Origin of the sequence: Seleniivibrio woodruffii (assembly GCF_029267515.1) — a bacterium.
Classification (GTDB): domain Bacteria; phylum Chrysiogenota; class Deferribacteres; order Deferribacterales; family Geovibrionaceae; genus Seleniivibrio; species Seleniivibrio woodruffii_A.
This window is the reverse complement of record NZ_JAJUIS010000002.1, coordinates 1-15,485: the sequence shown is the minus strand read 5'-3', so window position 1 is coordinate 15,485 and position 15,485 is coordinate 1. Positions and strand designations below refer to the sequence as shown.

Sequence of the window (15,485 nt, the reverse complement as noted above, 5' to 3'; positions counted from 1 at the left end):
CGCAAACGATAAGATGATATGATTAAGACAGGTTAAGAATGAAATGAAAAAGAGACCGCCGCGTCGCTCCCCGCAAAGACGAATAAACGTCTCTGCGAGGGGAAGCCAGCGGCAGTCTCACATTATTATGAAATTATTTCTCTTCGATTGAGCAATCGACCTTCGCAAGTTCATGATACAGTTTAAGTCTCTGGCGTGACTTTCTGTCAGCAAACTTAATGATGGCGTCTGCCTTATCGGGGAACATCTTCTGAACGACACGGAATCTGTTCTCTGTCGCCATGAAGTCTTTAAGCGCCATGGAAGGCTCTTTGCTGTCGATTGACAGAGGATTTTTGCCCTCTTCGCGCATAGCGGGGTTAAAGCGGAACAGAGGCCAGTAGCCGGAAGCCACCGCTTTTTTCTGTGCCTCAACACCGGATGTCATATCGATACCGTGGGCGATACAGTGTGAGTATGCGATGATTATAGAAGGACCATCGTGCGCCTCTGCCTCAACAAACGCCTTGATAACCTGAGCGGGGTTTGCCAGAGACACTCTTGCGACGTAAATGTGTCCGTATGTCATACATATCATTGAAAGGTCTTTCTTCTCAGCGGCTTTACCGGAGAATGCGAACTTAGCCTGTGCACCGATAGGTGTTGATTTGGAAGCCTGACCGCCTGTGTTTGAATACACTTCAGTATCCAGAACCAGAACGTTGATGTTCTCTGTTGATGCGAGAACGTGGTCAAGACCGCCGTAACCGATGTCATACGCCCAGCCGTCGCCGCCCACTATCCAGACGGACTTTTTAACCAGATAGTCAGCTATTGACGCAAGGTTTTTCGCATCGTCGCCGCCTACTTTTTCAAGAGCCGCTTTAAGCTCGGCAACTCTTGCTCTCTGTGCTTCGATCTGGAGCTGGTCTTTCTGCTCGGCAGTTTTGATTGCCTCTACAAGTTTAGCGTCAAGTTTGTCGGCAAGCCTGTCCAGAAGCTCAAGAGCCATGGAGTTGAACTTGTCAACCGTCAGTCTCATACCGTAACCGAACTCTGCGTTGTCTTCAAACAGAGAGTTTGACCATGCGGGACCTCTTCCGTCACATCTTGTAGTATAAGGCGTGGTGGGCAGGTTACCGCCGTATATTGACGAACAGCCTGTGGCGTTGGCGATGAGCGCTCTGTCACCGAAAAGCTGTGCAAGCAGTTTAATATAAGGTGTTTCGCCGCAGCCCGCACATGCACCGGAGAATTCAAACATGTGGGGAGAAAGCTGAGAACCTTTAAGGGTAGCTTTGTTGTATTTCTCATTGGGGAGCTCAGGCAGAGACAGGAAGAAATCGAAGTTTTTCATCTCCTGTTCGCGCAAAGCAAGCTGAGGTTTCATGTTGATGGCTTTGTGTTCGGGATCTGTCTTGCTTTTTGCGGGGCAGTTGTAAACACATGCGCCGCAGCCTGTACAGTCCTCAGGAGCAACCTGAACTGTGAATTTCATTCCTTCAAATTCTTTACCTTTGGCATCCATGGATTTGAACGCTGCGGGAGCTTTTGAAAGCTCAGCTGCGGGGTATACCATGGTACGGATGGCAGCGTGAGGACATACGAATGAGCATATTCCGCACTGGATGCAAAGCTCGCTGTCCCACTCAGGGATGTGTACCGCGATGTTGCGTTTTTCGAACTTCGCTGTTCCTGTGGGGAACGTACCGTCCTGAGGAAGCTGACCGACAGTCACTTCATCGCCTCTCATGGCAACGAGCATACTTGTTGTGCCTTTAACAAAGTCGCTGGCGGAAGAATCTGTCACACAGTTGTTGATGAGGGGGAACTCAATTGCCGCATCAGATGCAGAACCGCCCTGTCCTGGGTATTTCACTTCGAACAGTTCAGTTGAACCCGCGTCAACGGAGTCGTTGTTCATCTTAACAACTTTATCGCCGTATCTTCCGTAAGTTTTTTTGTTGGCGCCTTTGATAGCTTCCGTAACGGTGTTGAAATCAACGATGTTGGATATTTTAAAGAAAGCAGTCTGCAGGATAACGTTGTAACGTGAGCCGAGACCTATCTTCTCTGCGATATCAACTGCGTTGATGGTGTATACTTTTGCCTGTTTGGCGACTATCTGTTTCTGAACGACTTCGGGGATATGCGCCCATATCTCTTCGGCGGAATACTGGCTGTTAAGCAGGAAAGTGCCGCCGGGTTTCAGATATTTCAGCATGTCGTATTTCTCAAGGAAAGAGAAGTTGTGGCAAGCAACAAAATCTGCCTTCTGAACCAGATAGGAGCTTTTTATGTTTCTCTTGCCGAAACGCAGGTGTGAAGTCGTCATTGAACCTGCTTTCTTTGAGTCGTATACGAAGTAAGCCTGAACAGTGTTGTCTGTCAGGTCACCGATAATTTTAGCGGAGTTTTTATTTGCGCCGACAGTACCGTCTGAACCGAGACCGAAGAACATAGCGTTGAAAACATCGTCCTGAGGAGTAAGCCAGTTTTCGTCGTGTTTCAGGCTGAGATTGGTAACGTCGTCCACGATGCCCACTGTGAAACCGTTGACGGGTTCTTTAGCGTCAAGGTTGTCGAAAACAGCCTTGACCATTGCAGGGGTAAACTCTTTCGAACCGAGACCGTAGCGTCCGCCGACGATTGTGGGATATCCGTCGAATACGAACAGTTTTCTCTGCATAGCCTCGCCTATTGCTGTACGAACGTCAAGGTACATAGGCTCGCCGATTGAACCGGGTTCTTTTGTTCTGTCGAGAACAGCTATCTTTTTAACCTTTTTGGGGAGGGCAGCGATGAACTGCTCCAGAGGGAAAGGTCTGTAAAGTCTTATCTTAACAAGACCTACTTTTTCGCCGCAAGCGTTCATGTACTCAATCGCCTCTTCGGCAACATCTGCACCGGAACCCATGATGACCAGAACTTTTTCGGCATCGGGAGCGCCGAAATAGTCAACAAGTTTATATGCACGTCCGGTCATTTTTGCAAACTTGTCCATCTGTTTCTGCATTACTGCTGAAAAATCCTGATAGTATTTGTTAACGGTTTCCTTCGCCTGGAAGAAAACGTCGGGGTTTTGTGAAGTACCTTTGATCGTGGGCATATCGGGGTTAAGGGCACGTTTTCTGTGTGCGATAACAAGATCGTCACAGATCATCTGCTTCATTTCGTCATGAGTAAGCTCGATGGTAGTGCGAAGTTCGTGTGAAGTTCTGAAACCGTCGAAAAAGTGCAGGACAGGAACTCTGCCCTCAAGCGCTGCAGCCTGTGAAATGAGAGCGAAGTCCATAACCTCCTGAGGGTTGTTGGACGCCAGCATTGCCCAGCCTGTCTGACGGCAGGCCATAACGTCTGAATGGTCGCCGAAAATGGAAAGGGCGTGTGTCGCAAGGGCACGCGCGGACACATGGAAAACAGTGGGTGTAAGCTCGCCCGCTATTTTGTACATGTTGGGGATCATCAGCAGAAGACCCTGTGAAGCGGTGAACGTCGTTGTCAGAGCACCTGCGGAAAGAGCACCGTGAACAGCGCCGGATGCTCCGCCTTCAGACTGAAGTTCAACAACTCTGGGTACAGAACCCCAGATGTTCTTTTCCCCCACTGCGGACTTTTCATCAGAAATCTCTCCCATAACCGAAGATGGTGTGATAGGATAGATAGCGATGACCTCGTTGGTCGCATGTGCGACATGGGCTGCGGCGGTGTTGCCGTCGATAATAACTTTCTTGTTTTCAGCCATACCATTCACTCCTGTAATAATTAAAAATAAGTTTTGAACTTATTCGATGTAATTAAAAGTTAAAAGACCGTTTTACTATACATTTTTTCAATATCCCCGTCAACTAGATTTCTTATTCCAATCTGCAAAAGAATGATATATAATCTGTTTTATGAAAAAACTCATAACAGCGCTGGGACAGAAGGCTATCGCATCCATGCATTTTTTTTACGGATACTTCTGGTTCACAATCTCTTTTTTCAAAGGGTGTTTTAATCCTCATATCTTCTATCCCTCTGTGCAGCTTGTGTTTCTTCGTCAGATATATTTCACAGGCGTTCAGATACTTCCTATGTTCTCCATCGTATCCGTAGCGATAGGTCTTGCGCTTGTGGGCGGACTCACTCAGTTCATGGTGCAGTTCGGAGCACAGGATGCAGTGGGGTCGGTACTTGTAAGCATCACAATAAAGCACCTTGCACCCCTTGTTACAATGGTACTTCTGACACTCAGAACATCCACCGCGGTAACCGCCGAAATCTCGCTTATGAAGATGAATAGAGAGATAGAAACGCTCAGGTCTTTATCAATTAACCCGTTCGTATATCTCTACATTCCAAGGATAGTCTCAGGCATAGTCTGCCTGTCCGCACTGTCTGTGATTTTTATATATATATCGATTATAGGCGGATACCTTATACTAAGTTTTAATCTTAATATATCATTCGATTTCCTGATAGGAACAATCTTCGACGCCTTCACGATCGACACGCTATTGGCATTTTTTATAAAGATAGCTCTCGGAGGCTATTTTCTCATGTCAATTCCGGTATACACAGCTCTGGAAACGGGAAACGCAGTCACAGAAATACCTATATCACTTTTGAGAGGTATGCAGCGGCTGTTTTATGCAATAATCGTTATTGAACTGATAGGAACGTTCATATGAGCAACTATCTCATATATTATGACAACGAAGACAAGATGCAGGAATGGATGTCCGTGCTCATGGAAGTCGTAAAGACCCAGCGGGTTGGTCTGGTATCCTCCTTCTTCCCCATAATAGGCAACCTTTCGGTGATAGAAAACATACTCCTGCCGCTGACATATCACCACAAGATAACGTATCATGCCGCTCTTGACATAGTCCGGAAAGACATGGAAAAGTTTGAAATAATGGACATCATGCATTACCGCAGCAACCAGCTGAACGATTTCCAGAAGATGATTGTCAAGTACTTACAGGTGAAATACCTGCGCGCGGAATGGACTGTTTTTTTCAGCCCCAGAAGAATGTACATCGCAGAATATGAAGAGAAATTTCATCAATTTTTGCGCTGTGAAGATTTAAAAAAATCGGTTATCATAGACCATGAGAACCACAGACACCTGTTTGACGACATGCAGGATTATACAGAAAAGGATTTTGACACATGGGTGACCCTCGATTTAAAAATATCGAATTTAAAGTAGGGCTTTTCATTTTCGTAGCCCTTATAATGTCTTTCGCTTTCCTCATAGGTTTCCTTATAACGCAGAACTTTTTCACACCAAAGGTCAAGATCGTATTCATTTCCGAATCCGGTGAAGGGCTTACAAAAAGTATGCCCGTCATGTACTCCGGATTCCAGATAGCAAAAATTTACAGCGTCGAGCTCAGAGACGACGGTCTTGTTGAACTGCGCGCAAAAATTCCGGTACGCTATAAAAAATGGGTAAAACCCGAATCACAGGCGAAAATACAGGCACAGGGCGTGATAGGCGCCAACGCGATAGTGCTTTCCGGCGGCATCGACTCGAAAAACGAGATAGACGACGGACAGACGTACAAACTCACCAGAGATCAGGCTATAGCCGACATTATAAAAAAATTCGAACCGATGCTGGACAACGTGCGCAATATCCTTGTCAACGTGGACGACGTGACCGCCTCCGTTTCCAGCAAGCGACAGAGTATAGAGGAACTCATGCAGGGTCTTGGAGACCTCGGCGGTGACGTTTCCAAAAAACAGGGTTCGGTGGGATTTCTCACCCGCTCCGACTATCTCAAAAACGAAGTTCAGGACATAATGGACAGGCTCGCCATCACCCAGGAAAACCTGATAGAGATAACCAACAAGGTTGACACGGCGGTGGCAGGCGTAAACAACAGAGTGGATGAGACACAACCCGCAATCCAGCACCTTGATCAGGGGATAATTGCCATTAAAGAGGGCGCGGAGGATATAGGAAAGCTGGCGCGCAATATAGACAGTACTGTTACAAAACTCCAGAAAACTGTTGAAAACGCGAACAAGATATCAACCGACGTGTCCGAAACCACAACAAATCTTAAAGATCTTCGTCAGCAGACGGACGATATCATGAACACCTCAAACAGGATATTGCTGAACCTTGAGGAGAAATGGCCTTTCAACAGTTCCACCTCAAGAAAAGCGGAAGAAAAGGTGAAACTGCCGTGAGAAACCTTATCATCATACTAACACTTTCAGCGCTGATTTATTCATGTGCAGGGAAGCCCGAAAGCTCCCCCGACTTCCTTTACGGCAGCAGATTCTTTAACGTATATATGGAAAACTATCTTAAAGGCGAACCGAAGGTGGCGGAAAGCTATTTTTATAAAGCTGAGGCGCAGTTCAGAAAAGTAGACTCGCTCTGCAACCTCTCAAGAATATATATAGGCAGATACGTTCTTGAAGAAGGGGACGGCGACCCTGCCGTTCTGGAAACGGCTAAAAAATATGCGGATCTCGCCGCGTGCACGGAAGAACAGCAGAGCGTGCTTTTCCTCAGCGGTCAGAAATACGACAAAGACAAACTGCCCGAACCTTTTAGAAGTATTCAGGGAGCCGACAGGGAAAAGATAGCGGATCTGGCAGACAGATCTGAATTTGATGATATCACAAAAACAAGATTGTTGAGAAATGCAGCCATTGGCTATATAATAGACAGCCCTGTACGTTCGGAAGAGCTTGCAGAACAGGCTCTCGCTATAGACAAATATCACGGCTGGAGCCTTAATTTACTGAGAGACCTTATAATTATCAAAAATGCCCGTATTAAACAGGGCAAAAATACAGATGATATAGCAACCAGAATTGAGCTGATCAAGTCTGTCATGGTTAAGAATTAGGCAGCAGTCGCCTATTTATTGACCATTCAGAGAAATGTCATATCTATGAAAGCCCTTTCCTTGCAGGGTTCATACTTTGGCATAACGATTGCTCTCTATTGATGTGCTCACAACGGAGGTATAAGGTGAAAAAGATTGAAGCTGTCATCAAACCCTTTAAACTGGACGATGTCAAAGAAAAATTAACTGAGATCGGCATCAGAGGTATTACAATAAGCGAAGTGAAAGGCTTCGGAAGACAGAAAGGTCACACAGAACTTTACAGAGGCGCCGAGTACGTTATCGACTTCATCCCCAAAATCAAGGTAGAAGTTGTCGTGTCCGACGAACTTGTGGCACAGGCTGTTGAAGTTATTCAGGAAGCTGCAAAAACAGGTCGCATCGGCGACGGTAAGATTTTCATCTTCTCCATTGATGAAGTTATCCGTATCCGTACCGGTGAAACCGGCGAAAACGCACTTTAATCCCAAGCATATATATATTCCCAGGAGGCAATATGACACCGAAAGATGTTCTCAAGATGATTAAAGACAACGGTATCAAAATGGTCGATATGAAGTTTGTTGACTTCCTCGGCACATGGCAGCATACCACTATCCCCGCTCACATGGTTGACGAGGATTTCTTCGAAAACGGAATGGGCTTTGATGGTTCTTCCATCCGCGGATGGCAGGCTATCAACAATTCCGACATGATCATGGTTCCGGATCCCTCAACAGCTAAGATTGATCCCTTTGCAGAGCTTCCCATTCTTTATATGATCTGCAACATTTTCGACCCGATAAGCAAAGAGCCTTACTCAAGAGACCCCAGAAACATAGCTAAAAAAGCCGTTAAATACCTTCAGTCTACAGGTATCGCTGACACTGCATATTTCGGACCCGAAGCTGAATTCTTCCTGTTCGACAACATCCAGTTCGACTATACAAGAAACACCGGATACTTCTTCATCGATTCTGAAGAAGGCGACTGGAACACAGGCGCAGAAGGCAAAAACCTCGGATACAAAGTTGCCAACAAAGGCGGCTATTTCCCCGCTCCTCCCGTTGACTCTCTTTGGGACATTCGTAACGAAATGGTTATGACTATGGAGTCACTCGGTCTCGTTATCGAAAACTCTCACCACGAAGTTGCAACAGGCGGTCAGTGCGAAATCGACATGAAGTTCGAAGAAATGCTTAAAATGGCTGACCAGCTTATGACTTACAAATATGTTGTAAGAAACGTTGCAAAAGCTCACGGCAGAACTGCTACATTCATGCCCAAACCTCTCCACGGCGACAACGGTTCCGGTATGCACGTTCACCAGTCACTCTGGAAAGACGGCAAACCCCTTTTCGCAGGCGAGCAGTATGCGGGAATGAGCGAAATGGCTCTGTACTACATCGGTGGTATCATCAAACACGCTAATACTATCGCTGCTTTTACAAACCCCACAACTAACTCATACAAAAGACTTGTACCCGGATTCGAAGCACCCGTTTCTCTGGCTTACTCTTCCAGAAACAGATCAGCTTCAATCAGAATCCCCATGTACTCTCCCTCTCCCAAGGCTAAACGTATCGAGATCAGATTCCCCGATCCTCTTTGCAACCCCTATCTTGCGTTCTCCGTTATGCTTCTTGCAGGTCTTGACGGTATCCAGAACAAAATCGATCCGGGCGAGCCTATGGACAAAAACCTGTATGACCTCGATCCTATCGAGCTGTCTGCAATTCCCCAGATGCCCTCTTCACTTTCTCAGTCTATCAACGCTCTTGAGAAAGACCACGACTTCCTTCTTAAAGGCGACGTTTTCACTGAGGACGTTATCTCCAGTTGGATCGAGTACAAGAGAGCAAATGAGATATCTGCTATCGACAGCAGACCTCACCCCTACGAGTTCAAACTCTACTTCGACGCTTAATAAGCCAATCGAAACAGATATTAAAAAGGCGCTTTCGGGCGCCTTTTTTCATATCATCAAAAATTTTTTCTGTTATAATTTTGGTTTCATGTGCTATCATATCCAATGGAAATAAAAATTATTGCAGACAACTACGTTGACAGTACAGGGCTTTTAGCGGAACACGGCTTCTCATGTCTGATAACGGCAAAAGGAAAGACAATCCTCTTTGACACGGGACAGGGAGACGGCTTCATAAATAACATCCGCAGGATGAATATCACTTACGCCGACTGCATAGTCCTTTCCCACGGGCATTATGATCACACAGGCGGGCTTTCGAAACACCTTGCGGAGTGCGCATCAATCTCAGGTGACATCTACGCGTCAAAATACATCTTTGAAAACCACCTGAAACTGGATAACGGTAAAACCGAATATGATTTCATCGGCTTCGGCGGCACCCGCGGCGACATTGAACGCAGATTCAGACTTCACCTCAACAAGGAAATCACTGAAATCTATCCTGATATATTTCTTTCAGGCGTAATAGAAAGAAGCATAGAGTTTGACGCAGACGGCAAATTGTTCGCGGAAGTTGACGGCATAACAGCAAAAGACAGATTCCGCGACGAGCAGTTTCTGATAATCCGTGAGGACGAGGGCATACACATAGTGACGGGATGCACCCACTGCGGACCGGAAAACCTGATAAATTTTGCTAAGAAGCTGTTCCCTGATAAAAAGATACTGTCTCTGACCGGCGGACTGCACCTTTTCCGCTCAGACGGCAGCTACACTCAAAAGGTAATAAACGTTCTGCGTTGCGAGGACATAAAAATCATAGCAACCGGACACTGCACAGGGCTGGACGCTTCATTTGCCATCAAAGCGGCACTGGGCGAGAAGGTATTGTTCACAAAAGCTGGAATGAAAATAGTATATTAAAGAGAAAAGATAATTTTAAGAACACCAGCACCGTACAACACATACGAAACGTATTCGTGGTGGTGGATTTCCGAACCCTGAACGAAAAATGCAGTGATGATAACAAGTACCCCTGTAAAGATTGGACGCAGATATTTTTTCAGCGCCAGCTTCAAAGCCTCTTTGTCGTCGGGAGATATACGCACCTCAAGGTTGTTCCCGCTGAGGTCGTTGACAACCTTTTTAACCTTTTTCAGAGTGAGCGGCAGTTCCAGAGTCTCCCGCTTCGCAGTTTCCCAGAGCCCGTCGGTAAATCCAAGCGCCTCCGGCATACGATCTTTCAGAATAGGCAGAATATCCTTGATACCATTGAAATTATGTATGTAGTTGGTACCAAGCCCCTCAATAATGGAACTCATGCGCATAAGATAAACCGCCTCCTGCGGCAGCTTATAGGGGACTGATTTCAGTGAGTCCATAAGGGCATAGGCAAGTGACTGCATACTCTGTGCGGAGAGAGCGTTATTGTCAAGTATGTCGAAAACCTGCTCCGCAAGATCCTGCAAACCGAATTCCGCCGCGTCAACCGATATGATGCCCAGTTTTTTGGCGCACTTTATATATTCCTCAAAATCCCTTTCGTTTGCGGCTTTCACCAGCGAAATAATATTCTGTCTCGTCTTTGAAGGTATCCTCTGAACCATACCGAAATCCAGCAGTATAAGCTCGCCCTCCTCCGTTACAAGGAGGTTTCCGGGGTGAGGATCGGCATGGAAGAAGCCTTTGATAAACGACTGATCAACATAGAAGTTCACCAGCTTCGTCATAAGTTTTTCGAAGCTGATATTCAGCTTTTTCAAATTCTCCTTATCGTCAAACCTGTAACCGCGCTCAAACGACATAACCATGGCGTCGGCGCATGAACACTCAGGATACCCTATCGGGAATTTCACCCCGTTGTCGGGGTAAAGCTCATGAAATTTCTGAAGGTTCAGCATCTCAATATTGAGATCAACCTCTTTCATTATCATTCTGCTGAACTCAGCAATCACAGATTCCAGAGAGTTTTTTGTATTTTCTGAAAACATGGGTTTAAACAGTTTCTGGAAAAACGCAAGGATATTGATATCTGCGCGGATAACGTTTTCGATATCGTATCTGCGCAGTTTTACGGCAACTTCCGTACCGTCAACAAGGATAGCTCTGTGCACCTGACCTATGGATGCACTTGCAATGGGCTTTTTTTCAAACTCCCTGAAACACACACGCCCGCCGAAAGCACGTTCGTATATCTTTTCAAAATCATCCTTGGACATTGGAGGAATTTCGTCATGAAGCTGTCGGAGATAAAAAAGATAATTATCAGGAAAGAAATCAGCACGCGTGGCAAGCACCTGAGCCAGTTTTATAAAGCTCGCACCGAGACTGTTTATCTTTGTTTTGAGTTTCTCAGGTGACAAAGGCTTTATGAACATAAAACTTTTGTTTCCCCTGATAATCATGAAAACGGTCAGGATAACTCTGAAAACATGGTATATCCTGACCGGCGAATAGTATCTGATAAAGTTTCGCAACTTATTTTTCGTTTATCATCTTTTTGAGTTCTTCGATATCCTCTTTGGTGGCAAGCCCCATTTCGGAAAGAGCCTCCTTAACAACCTTTTTAAATTTCTCGCTGAAATCTTTCTCTTCCTCTTTCGCTCTTTTCCTTGCCTCTGCGAGGAACTCAACCTGCTGTTCTTTTGTTATCTTGCCCTTTTCGGCAAGCGCTTTTATTTCGTCTTCAATCTTCTCTTTGGCAATAAGTGCGGAACCAAGTCCCAGATAAAAAAGGTCTTTAATGTCAGCCATTTTATCCTCCGTTTCAGCCAAGCTGATTTAATTTTTCCTCATATTGAGCGGTAAGGGTCTCAAGCTGTTCGGCAGTCTCCAGAAACTTTTCAACCATATCGTCGGCGCTTTTTTTCGCCTCGTCCAGTTCCTTTGAAAGCCTCGCTATCTCCATCGGTTCGCCATTTGACGAAGCATCGATAAGCTCCCTGTTTAAAATCTCTATCCTGTTCTCAATAAATGCAATATCTTTTTCCAAACTGTCGTGGCGCTCCTGAATAGGCTTCAGAACTTTACCTTTCTCCGCAATGATTTCCGAGCGGAGTTTTCTTTGTTCTTTTTTACTGTTGGCTGAAACCTGTGCCGAGGTTTTATCAGAAAACTCTTCGCCCCAGCCAACTTTCTCAAGAAACTCTTCGTATCCGCCTTCGAACACCTCCACAGTGTCGTTGCGGAACACTATCAGTCGCTCGGCAATGGCGTTAAGAAACATTTCGTTGTGGGTAACCATGACCACCGTTCCCTTAAACTGATCAACGGCTTCCAGCAGCGAATCACACGACTGCATATCAAGGTGGTTGGTCGGTTCGTCCAGAAACAGTATGTTCGCAGGCTCAAGTATCGCCTTTGCAAGCATAACGCGGCTCTTTTCCCCTCCGGAAAGCACCGATATCTTTTTCAGCGCATCGTCTCCGGAAAACATCATGGTTCCGGCGGCATCCCGCGCCCTCTGCCTGTCTATGGACGGGTCAACCTGTATCAGTTCCTGCTCTATGGTGTTATTAAGCCCCAGCCTCTGCACGTTCGTCTGTTCATATACAGCAGGTTTCAACTGCGCATGGTTCGATATTACACCGCTGTCAGGCTCCGATATCCCGCAGAGCATTTTCAGAAGCGTGGTTTTACCCTTGCCGTTCTTACCTATTATACATATCTTTTCGCCGGAACCTATCGTAATGCTGAAATTTTTAATCAGAGGATTTGATTTGTCATATCCAAATGTGATGTCCCTGACGTTTATAAGCTCTTTTGCACGGATATCGCTGTAGTTGAAACAGAATTCAAGGTCTTCAATCTCGTCCAGTTTGTCCTTTTTTGACATTTTCTCAAGCATCTTAACACGGGATTGAACACGGCTGGCGAGGCTCGCCTTTGACTTGAAACGCTCAACAAAGCGCTCAACCTCTTTGCGTTTCAACTCTTCATTCTGGCGGGTCTTTTCGTAAATCTCCTCGTCGGCGGCTATCTGCTCGTAAAATTTACCTGTATCACCCTTTATCTTGCGCACCTGCAAACGATGGATACCGAGAGTATGTGTCACAACCCTGTCCATAAAAGCCCTGTCGTGGGTGATAAGCATCAGCTCTCCCTTCCACTTTATGAGAAACTGCTCAAGCCAGCGGATAGATGTGATGTCCAGATAGTTTGTCGGTTCGTCGAGCAGCAGCATATCCGGTTCGGAAAGAAGGAGTTTCGCCAGATTAAGGCGCACCTGATATCCGCCGGAAAACTCGTTGGGGGATTTATCCATGTCCTCGTCGGAAAAACCAAGACCTGAAAGTATTTTTTCAGCCTTCCAGACATCGTCGCGCTCCGCCTCTTTAAGACCGGAAGCAGCCTCTTCCCGCGCGGTTTTATGTTTAAAATCAATGACCTGTTGCAGATATCCGAGGGTATAGTTCCTCGGCACATTGATTATACCGTCGTCCTGTTCCTGTTCTCCGGTCAGAATACGCATAAGCGTCGTCTTTCCGTGTCCGTTGCGTCCGACAAGTCCCACACGCTCGCCGGAATTTACTCTGAAACTGATATCCTTAAATAATGTCCTTGCTCCGTAGCTTTTGGACAAATTTTCAACACTTAACACTTTTACCTCTGATTATGTCTAAGAAATGAAAAAGAAAAGGGGAGGTCGCCCTCCCCTTTGGGATTTATTTAATCTGTCTGACGTGGAAAAGTTCGATAAGGCTGAGCTGATCAAGCAGGGCATAGAGCCTTTCGTCCCAAACGTTCACATTAAGCGAAACGCCGTCCACATTGATTATTTTAATAAAAAAGCCGATGACGGATGAAACCATGGAAAGAGAATCTTTAACGTTGACAGTAAGATTTTTAGTCCCATTGCTGATAAGCTGCTGAATTGTCATCTTGATCTCATTGTAATGATCAAGGGACTTGATATTCCCAAGAATTTCAACCGTGTGGTTGTCGATAACCTTGATTTCCATTTCCGACTCCGTAAATTAAACTGTTTGTAAGCCCCAAAACCGGCGGACTCTAAATCCGCTTCAAGCCGCAATTTTAATAGTTTTATCACATGCTCCCGATTCTGGCAACATGTGATAATGTTCTTTTTACAGTATCTCGGCAGCGATGGTTGCCAGTCTGCTTCTTTCGCCCTTATCAAGGTATATGGTAGACGCGTGTTTAAATCTTGCATAGGTGAATTTTTCCGATGCGTTGACAAGCCCGTTGTCCCTTTCGTTCAGATAAGGGTTATCGATCTGTTTAAGGTCACCAGTGAACACCATTTTGGCATTGACGCCGGCTCTTGTTATGATGGTCTTTATCTCGTGAGGGCTGAGGTTCTGCGCCTCGTCAACAACAAGATAGGTCTCCATCAGCGTACGCCCTCTTATGTATGTAAGAGCCTCTATCTCAAGCATTTTTGATGCTTTCAGATAGTCTATGGTCGCCTCGTGCATCTGGTTTTTGGACAGATATTCGTCCTTCACCTCAATCCTGCCCTTGTCCATCATGTAGACAATGAACTCCATATTGTCATAGATGGGCTTGAGCCACGGGTCGAGCTTTTCGTTGATATTTCCGGGCAGATAGCCGAGGTCTCTGCCCATGGGAATGGGCGAGCGGGTGACTATCAGTCTTTTGTATTTGTCGTTAAGAACGGAATGAAGCCCTGCGCAGAGCGCGAGAAGCGTTTTTCCGGTACCGGCAATACCGATAGCGAAAACGACGTCAATGTCGGGGTCAAGGAGCGAATCCATCAGATATATCTGTTTGCGGTTGGCAGGGGTAACGCCGAGTATCGGTTCATTCTGGTGGAGCAGTCTGAAAGCTCCATCCATGGGGTTTCCGTTGCCGATGTAGCGCACAAGTGCGCTTTTCTGGGGGTTAAGCTCGCCTTTGAGTATGAAATACTCATTTACACGGGGACCGAAATTTTCTCCGTCCTGCCTGTGCACTCCTTCGGGAACGGGCAGTTCCTTCTCCTGATAGAGCGTGTTTATGTATTCATCGGGAACGAAAAGAGTGTCGTCCGCCTGATCTATGAATGACGTGGTCTTTTCATGATAGTAATCTTCGGCATCCAGCCCGACGGCGTTTGCCTTGATGCGCAGGTTAACGTCTTTTGTAACGATGATTGTCTCAAGTTTGGACTCCTGCTTCACCTGAAGAGCTGTGGCAAGGATGATGTTATCATTTTTGCTGAGGTCAAAGCCGGCAGGTATCAGGCTTCTTGTCTTCTCATCCTGAAAGCGGATTGTCAGCTTTCCGCCGGAATCCAGTTTAACTCCTTTCAGGAGATCGCCCTCTTTCTCTTCACGGTACTTCTCAACGATGCGGATAAAGCTGCGTGCGTTATATCCGTTCAGGTCAACGTTCTTCTTAAATGAATCAACCTCCTCAAGAACAACGGCGGGGAGAATTATGTTGTTGTTGTCGAAAGTTTCGAGACAGTTGGGTGAATAGAGGATAACGTTTGTGTCGATAATGAAATTTTTGACTTTTTTTGATGCCATGCAGATACTCCAAATTGGCTTTCCCGTATGCGAAGCCTAAAATTAATATACCCGATAGACAGATGTCAAGCAAGACATCTTACTTGACTATTTAATAACAAAAAAACAGTCAGTTTGCCATATGCGCAGACATCTGAGGTTTCAGGAAGAAACCCGCTTGCGTGAGCAACGGGAGGCTTGCCGACCGGAGCGTTGACGAAATAATGACAGGACGTCTTTATTTCGTTGGTTATAAATCAAGCAAGA

Annotated in this window: 13 protein-coding genes; 7 read left to right on the top strand and 6 right to left on the bottom strand. The window is 45.9% G+C overall.

Annotated elements, in window-relative coordinates:
• Positions 1–133: 133 nt before the first annotated feature.
• On the bottom strand, positions 134–3,724 hold the full coding sequence (nifJ, locus tag Q7P67_RS02615; RefSeq protein ID WP_303850329.1) for a pyruvate:ferredoxin (flavodoxin) oxidoreductase: 3,591 nt from the start codon (positions 3,722–3,724) through the stop codon (positions 134–136).
• Positions 3,725–3,875: 151 nt separating this feature from the next.
• Here nifJ and Q7P67_RS02610 point away from each other — a divergent pair, with 151 nt between their 5' ends.
• The 7 genes from Q7P67_RS02610 (at position 3,876) to Q7P67_RS02580 (ending at position 9,669) form a co-directional block, all read left to right on the top strand.
• Positions 3,876–4,652: an ABC transporter permease gene (locus Q7P67_RS02610; protein ID WP_303850328.1), complete on the top strand. Its 777-nt coding sequence runs from the start codon at positions 3,876–3,878 to the stop codon at positions 4,650–4,652.
• Complete coding sequence (locus Q7P67_RS02605) at positions 4,649–5,176, top strand: hypothetical protein (RefSeq protein ID WP_303850327.1); 528 nt, start codon at positions 4,649–4,651, stop codon at positions 5,174–5,176. Before Q7P67_RS02610 ends, Q7P67_RS02605 begins: the two co-directional genes overlap by 4 nt.
• Positions 5,137–6,165, top strand: a complete 1,029-nt coding sequence (locus Q7P67_RS02600; RefSeq protein WP_303850326.1) for an MlaD family protein — start codon at positions 5,137–5,139, stop codon at positions 6,163–6,165. Before Q7P67_RS02605 ends, Q7P67_RS02600 begins: the two co-directional genes overlap by 40 nt.
• A complete protein-coding gene (locus tag Q7P67_RS02595) occupies positions 6,162–6,836 on the top strand; it encodes a hypothetical protein (RefSeq protein WP_303850325.1) in 675 nt (224 codons plus the stop codon). Before Q7P67_RS02600 ends, Q7P67_RS02595 begins: the two co-directional genes overlap by 4 nt.
• Before the next feature lie 125 nt (positions 6,837–6,961).
• A complete protein-coding gene (locus Q7P67_RS02590) occupies positions 6,962–7,300 on the top strand; it encodes a P-II family nitrogen regulator (RefSeq protein WP_132873414.1) in 339 nt (112 codons plus the stop codon).
• A gap of 32 nt (positions 7,301–7,332) precedes the next feature.
• Positions 7,333–8,742 carry a type I glutamate--ammonia ligase gene (gene glnA, locus Q7P67_RS02585; protein ID WP_303850324.1) on the top strand — a complete coding sequence of 470 codons (1,410 nt, stop codon included), beginning with the start codon at positions 7,333–7,335 and terminating at the stop codon, positions 8,740–8,742.
• Positions 8,743–8,847: 105 nt separating this feature from the next.
• Positions 8,848–9,669, top strand: coding sequence for an MBL fold metallo-hydrolase (locus tag Q7P67_RS02580; RefSeq protein WP_303850323.1), 822 nt, complete (start codon positions 8,848–8,850; stop codon positions 9,667–9,669).
• Here Q7P67_RS02580 and Q7P67_RS02575 read toward each other — a convergent pair.
• The 5 genes from Q7P67_RS02575 to Q7P67_RS02555 all read right to left on the bottom strand — a co-directional run bounded on the left by Q7P67_RS02575 (position 9,666) and on the right by Q7P67_RS02555 (position 15,239).
• Complete coding sequence (locus tag Q7P67_RS02575) at positions 9,666–11,222, bottom strand: AarF/ABC1/UbiB kinase family protein (RefSeq protein ID WP_303850322.1); 1,557 nt, start codon at positions 11,220–11,222, stop codon at positions 9,666–9,668. The genes Q7P67_RS02580 and Q7P67_RS02575 overlap by 4 nt on opposite strands.
• 1 nt (position 11,223) lies before the next feature.
• Entirely contained in the window at positions 11,224–11,499 is a 276-nt protein-coding gene (locus Q7P67_RS02570) for a phasin family protein (protein WP_303850321.1), read from the bottom strand.
• 13 nt (positions 11,500–11,512) lie between these two features.
• A complete protein-coding gene (locus tag Q7P67_RS02565) occupies positions 11,513–13,345 on the bottom strand; it encodes an ABC-F family ATP-binding cassette domain-containing protein (RefSeq protein ID WP_303850320.1) in 1,833 nt (610 codons plus the stop codon).
• A gap of 64 nt (positions 13,346–13,409) precedes the next feature.
• Complete coding sequence (locus tag Q7P67_RS02560; protein WP_132873403.1) at positions 13,410–13,706, bottom strand: hypothetical protein; 297 nt, start codon at positions 13,704–13,706, stop codon at positions 13,410–13,412.
• Between the two features lie 126 nt (positions 13,707–13,832).
• Positions 13,833–15,239 carry a PhoH family protein gene (locus Q7P67_RS02555; protein ID WP_303850319.1) on the bottom strand — a complete coding sequence of 469 codons (1,407 nt, stop codon included), beginning with the start codon at positions 15,237–15,239 and terminating at the stop codon, positions 13,833–13,835.
• Positions 15,240–15,485 lie beyond the last annotated feature (246 nt).

What these genes read in the sequence shown, in the direction of transcription:
- nifJ (WP_303850329.1), bottom strand. Translation starts at nt 3,724, where the DNA reads ATGGCTGAAAACAAGAAAGTTATTATCGACGGCAACACCGCCGCAGCC.
- Q7P67_RS02610 (WP_303850328.1), top strand. Translation starts at nt 3,876, where the DNA reads ATGAAAAAACTCATAACAGCGCTGGGACAGAAGGCTATCGCATCCATG.
- Q7P67_RS02605 (WP_303850327.1), top strand. Translation starts at nt 4,649, where the DNA reads ATGAGCAACTATCTCATATATTATGACAACGAAGACAAGATGCAGGAA.
- Q7P67_RS02600 (WP_303850326.1), top strand. Translation starts at nt 5,137, where the DNA reads ATGGGTGACCCTCGATTTAAAAATATCGAATTTAAAGTAGGGCTTTTC.
- glnA (WP_303850324.1), top strand. Translation starts at nt 7,333, where the DNA reads ATGACACCGAAAGATGTTCTCAAGATGATTAAAGACAACGGTATCAAA.
- Q7P67_RS02580 (WP_303850323.1), top strand. Translation starts at nt 8,848, where the DNA reads ATGGAAATAAAAATTATTGCAGACAACTACGTTGACAGTACAGGGCTT.
- Q7P67_RS02570 (WP_303850321.1), bottom strand. Translation starts at nt 11,499, where the DNA reads ATGGCTGACATTAAAGACCTTTTTTATCTGGGACTTGGTTCCGCACTT.
- Q7P67_RS02560 (WP_132873403.1), bottom strand. Translation starts at nt 13,706, where the DNA reads ATGGAAATCAAGGTTATCGACAACCACACGGTTGAAATTCTTGGGAAT.
- Q7P67_RS02555 (WP_303850319.1), bottom strand. Translation starts at nt 15,239, where the DNA reads ATGGCATCAAAAAAAGTCAAAAATTTCATTATCGACACAAACGTTATC.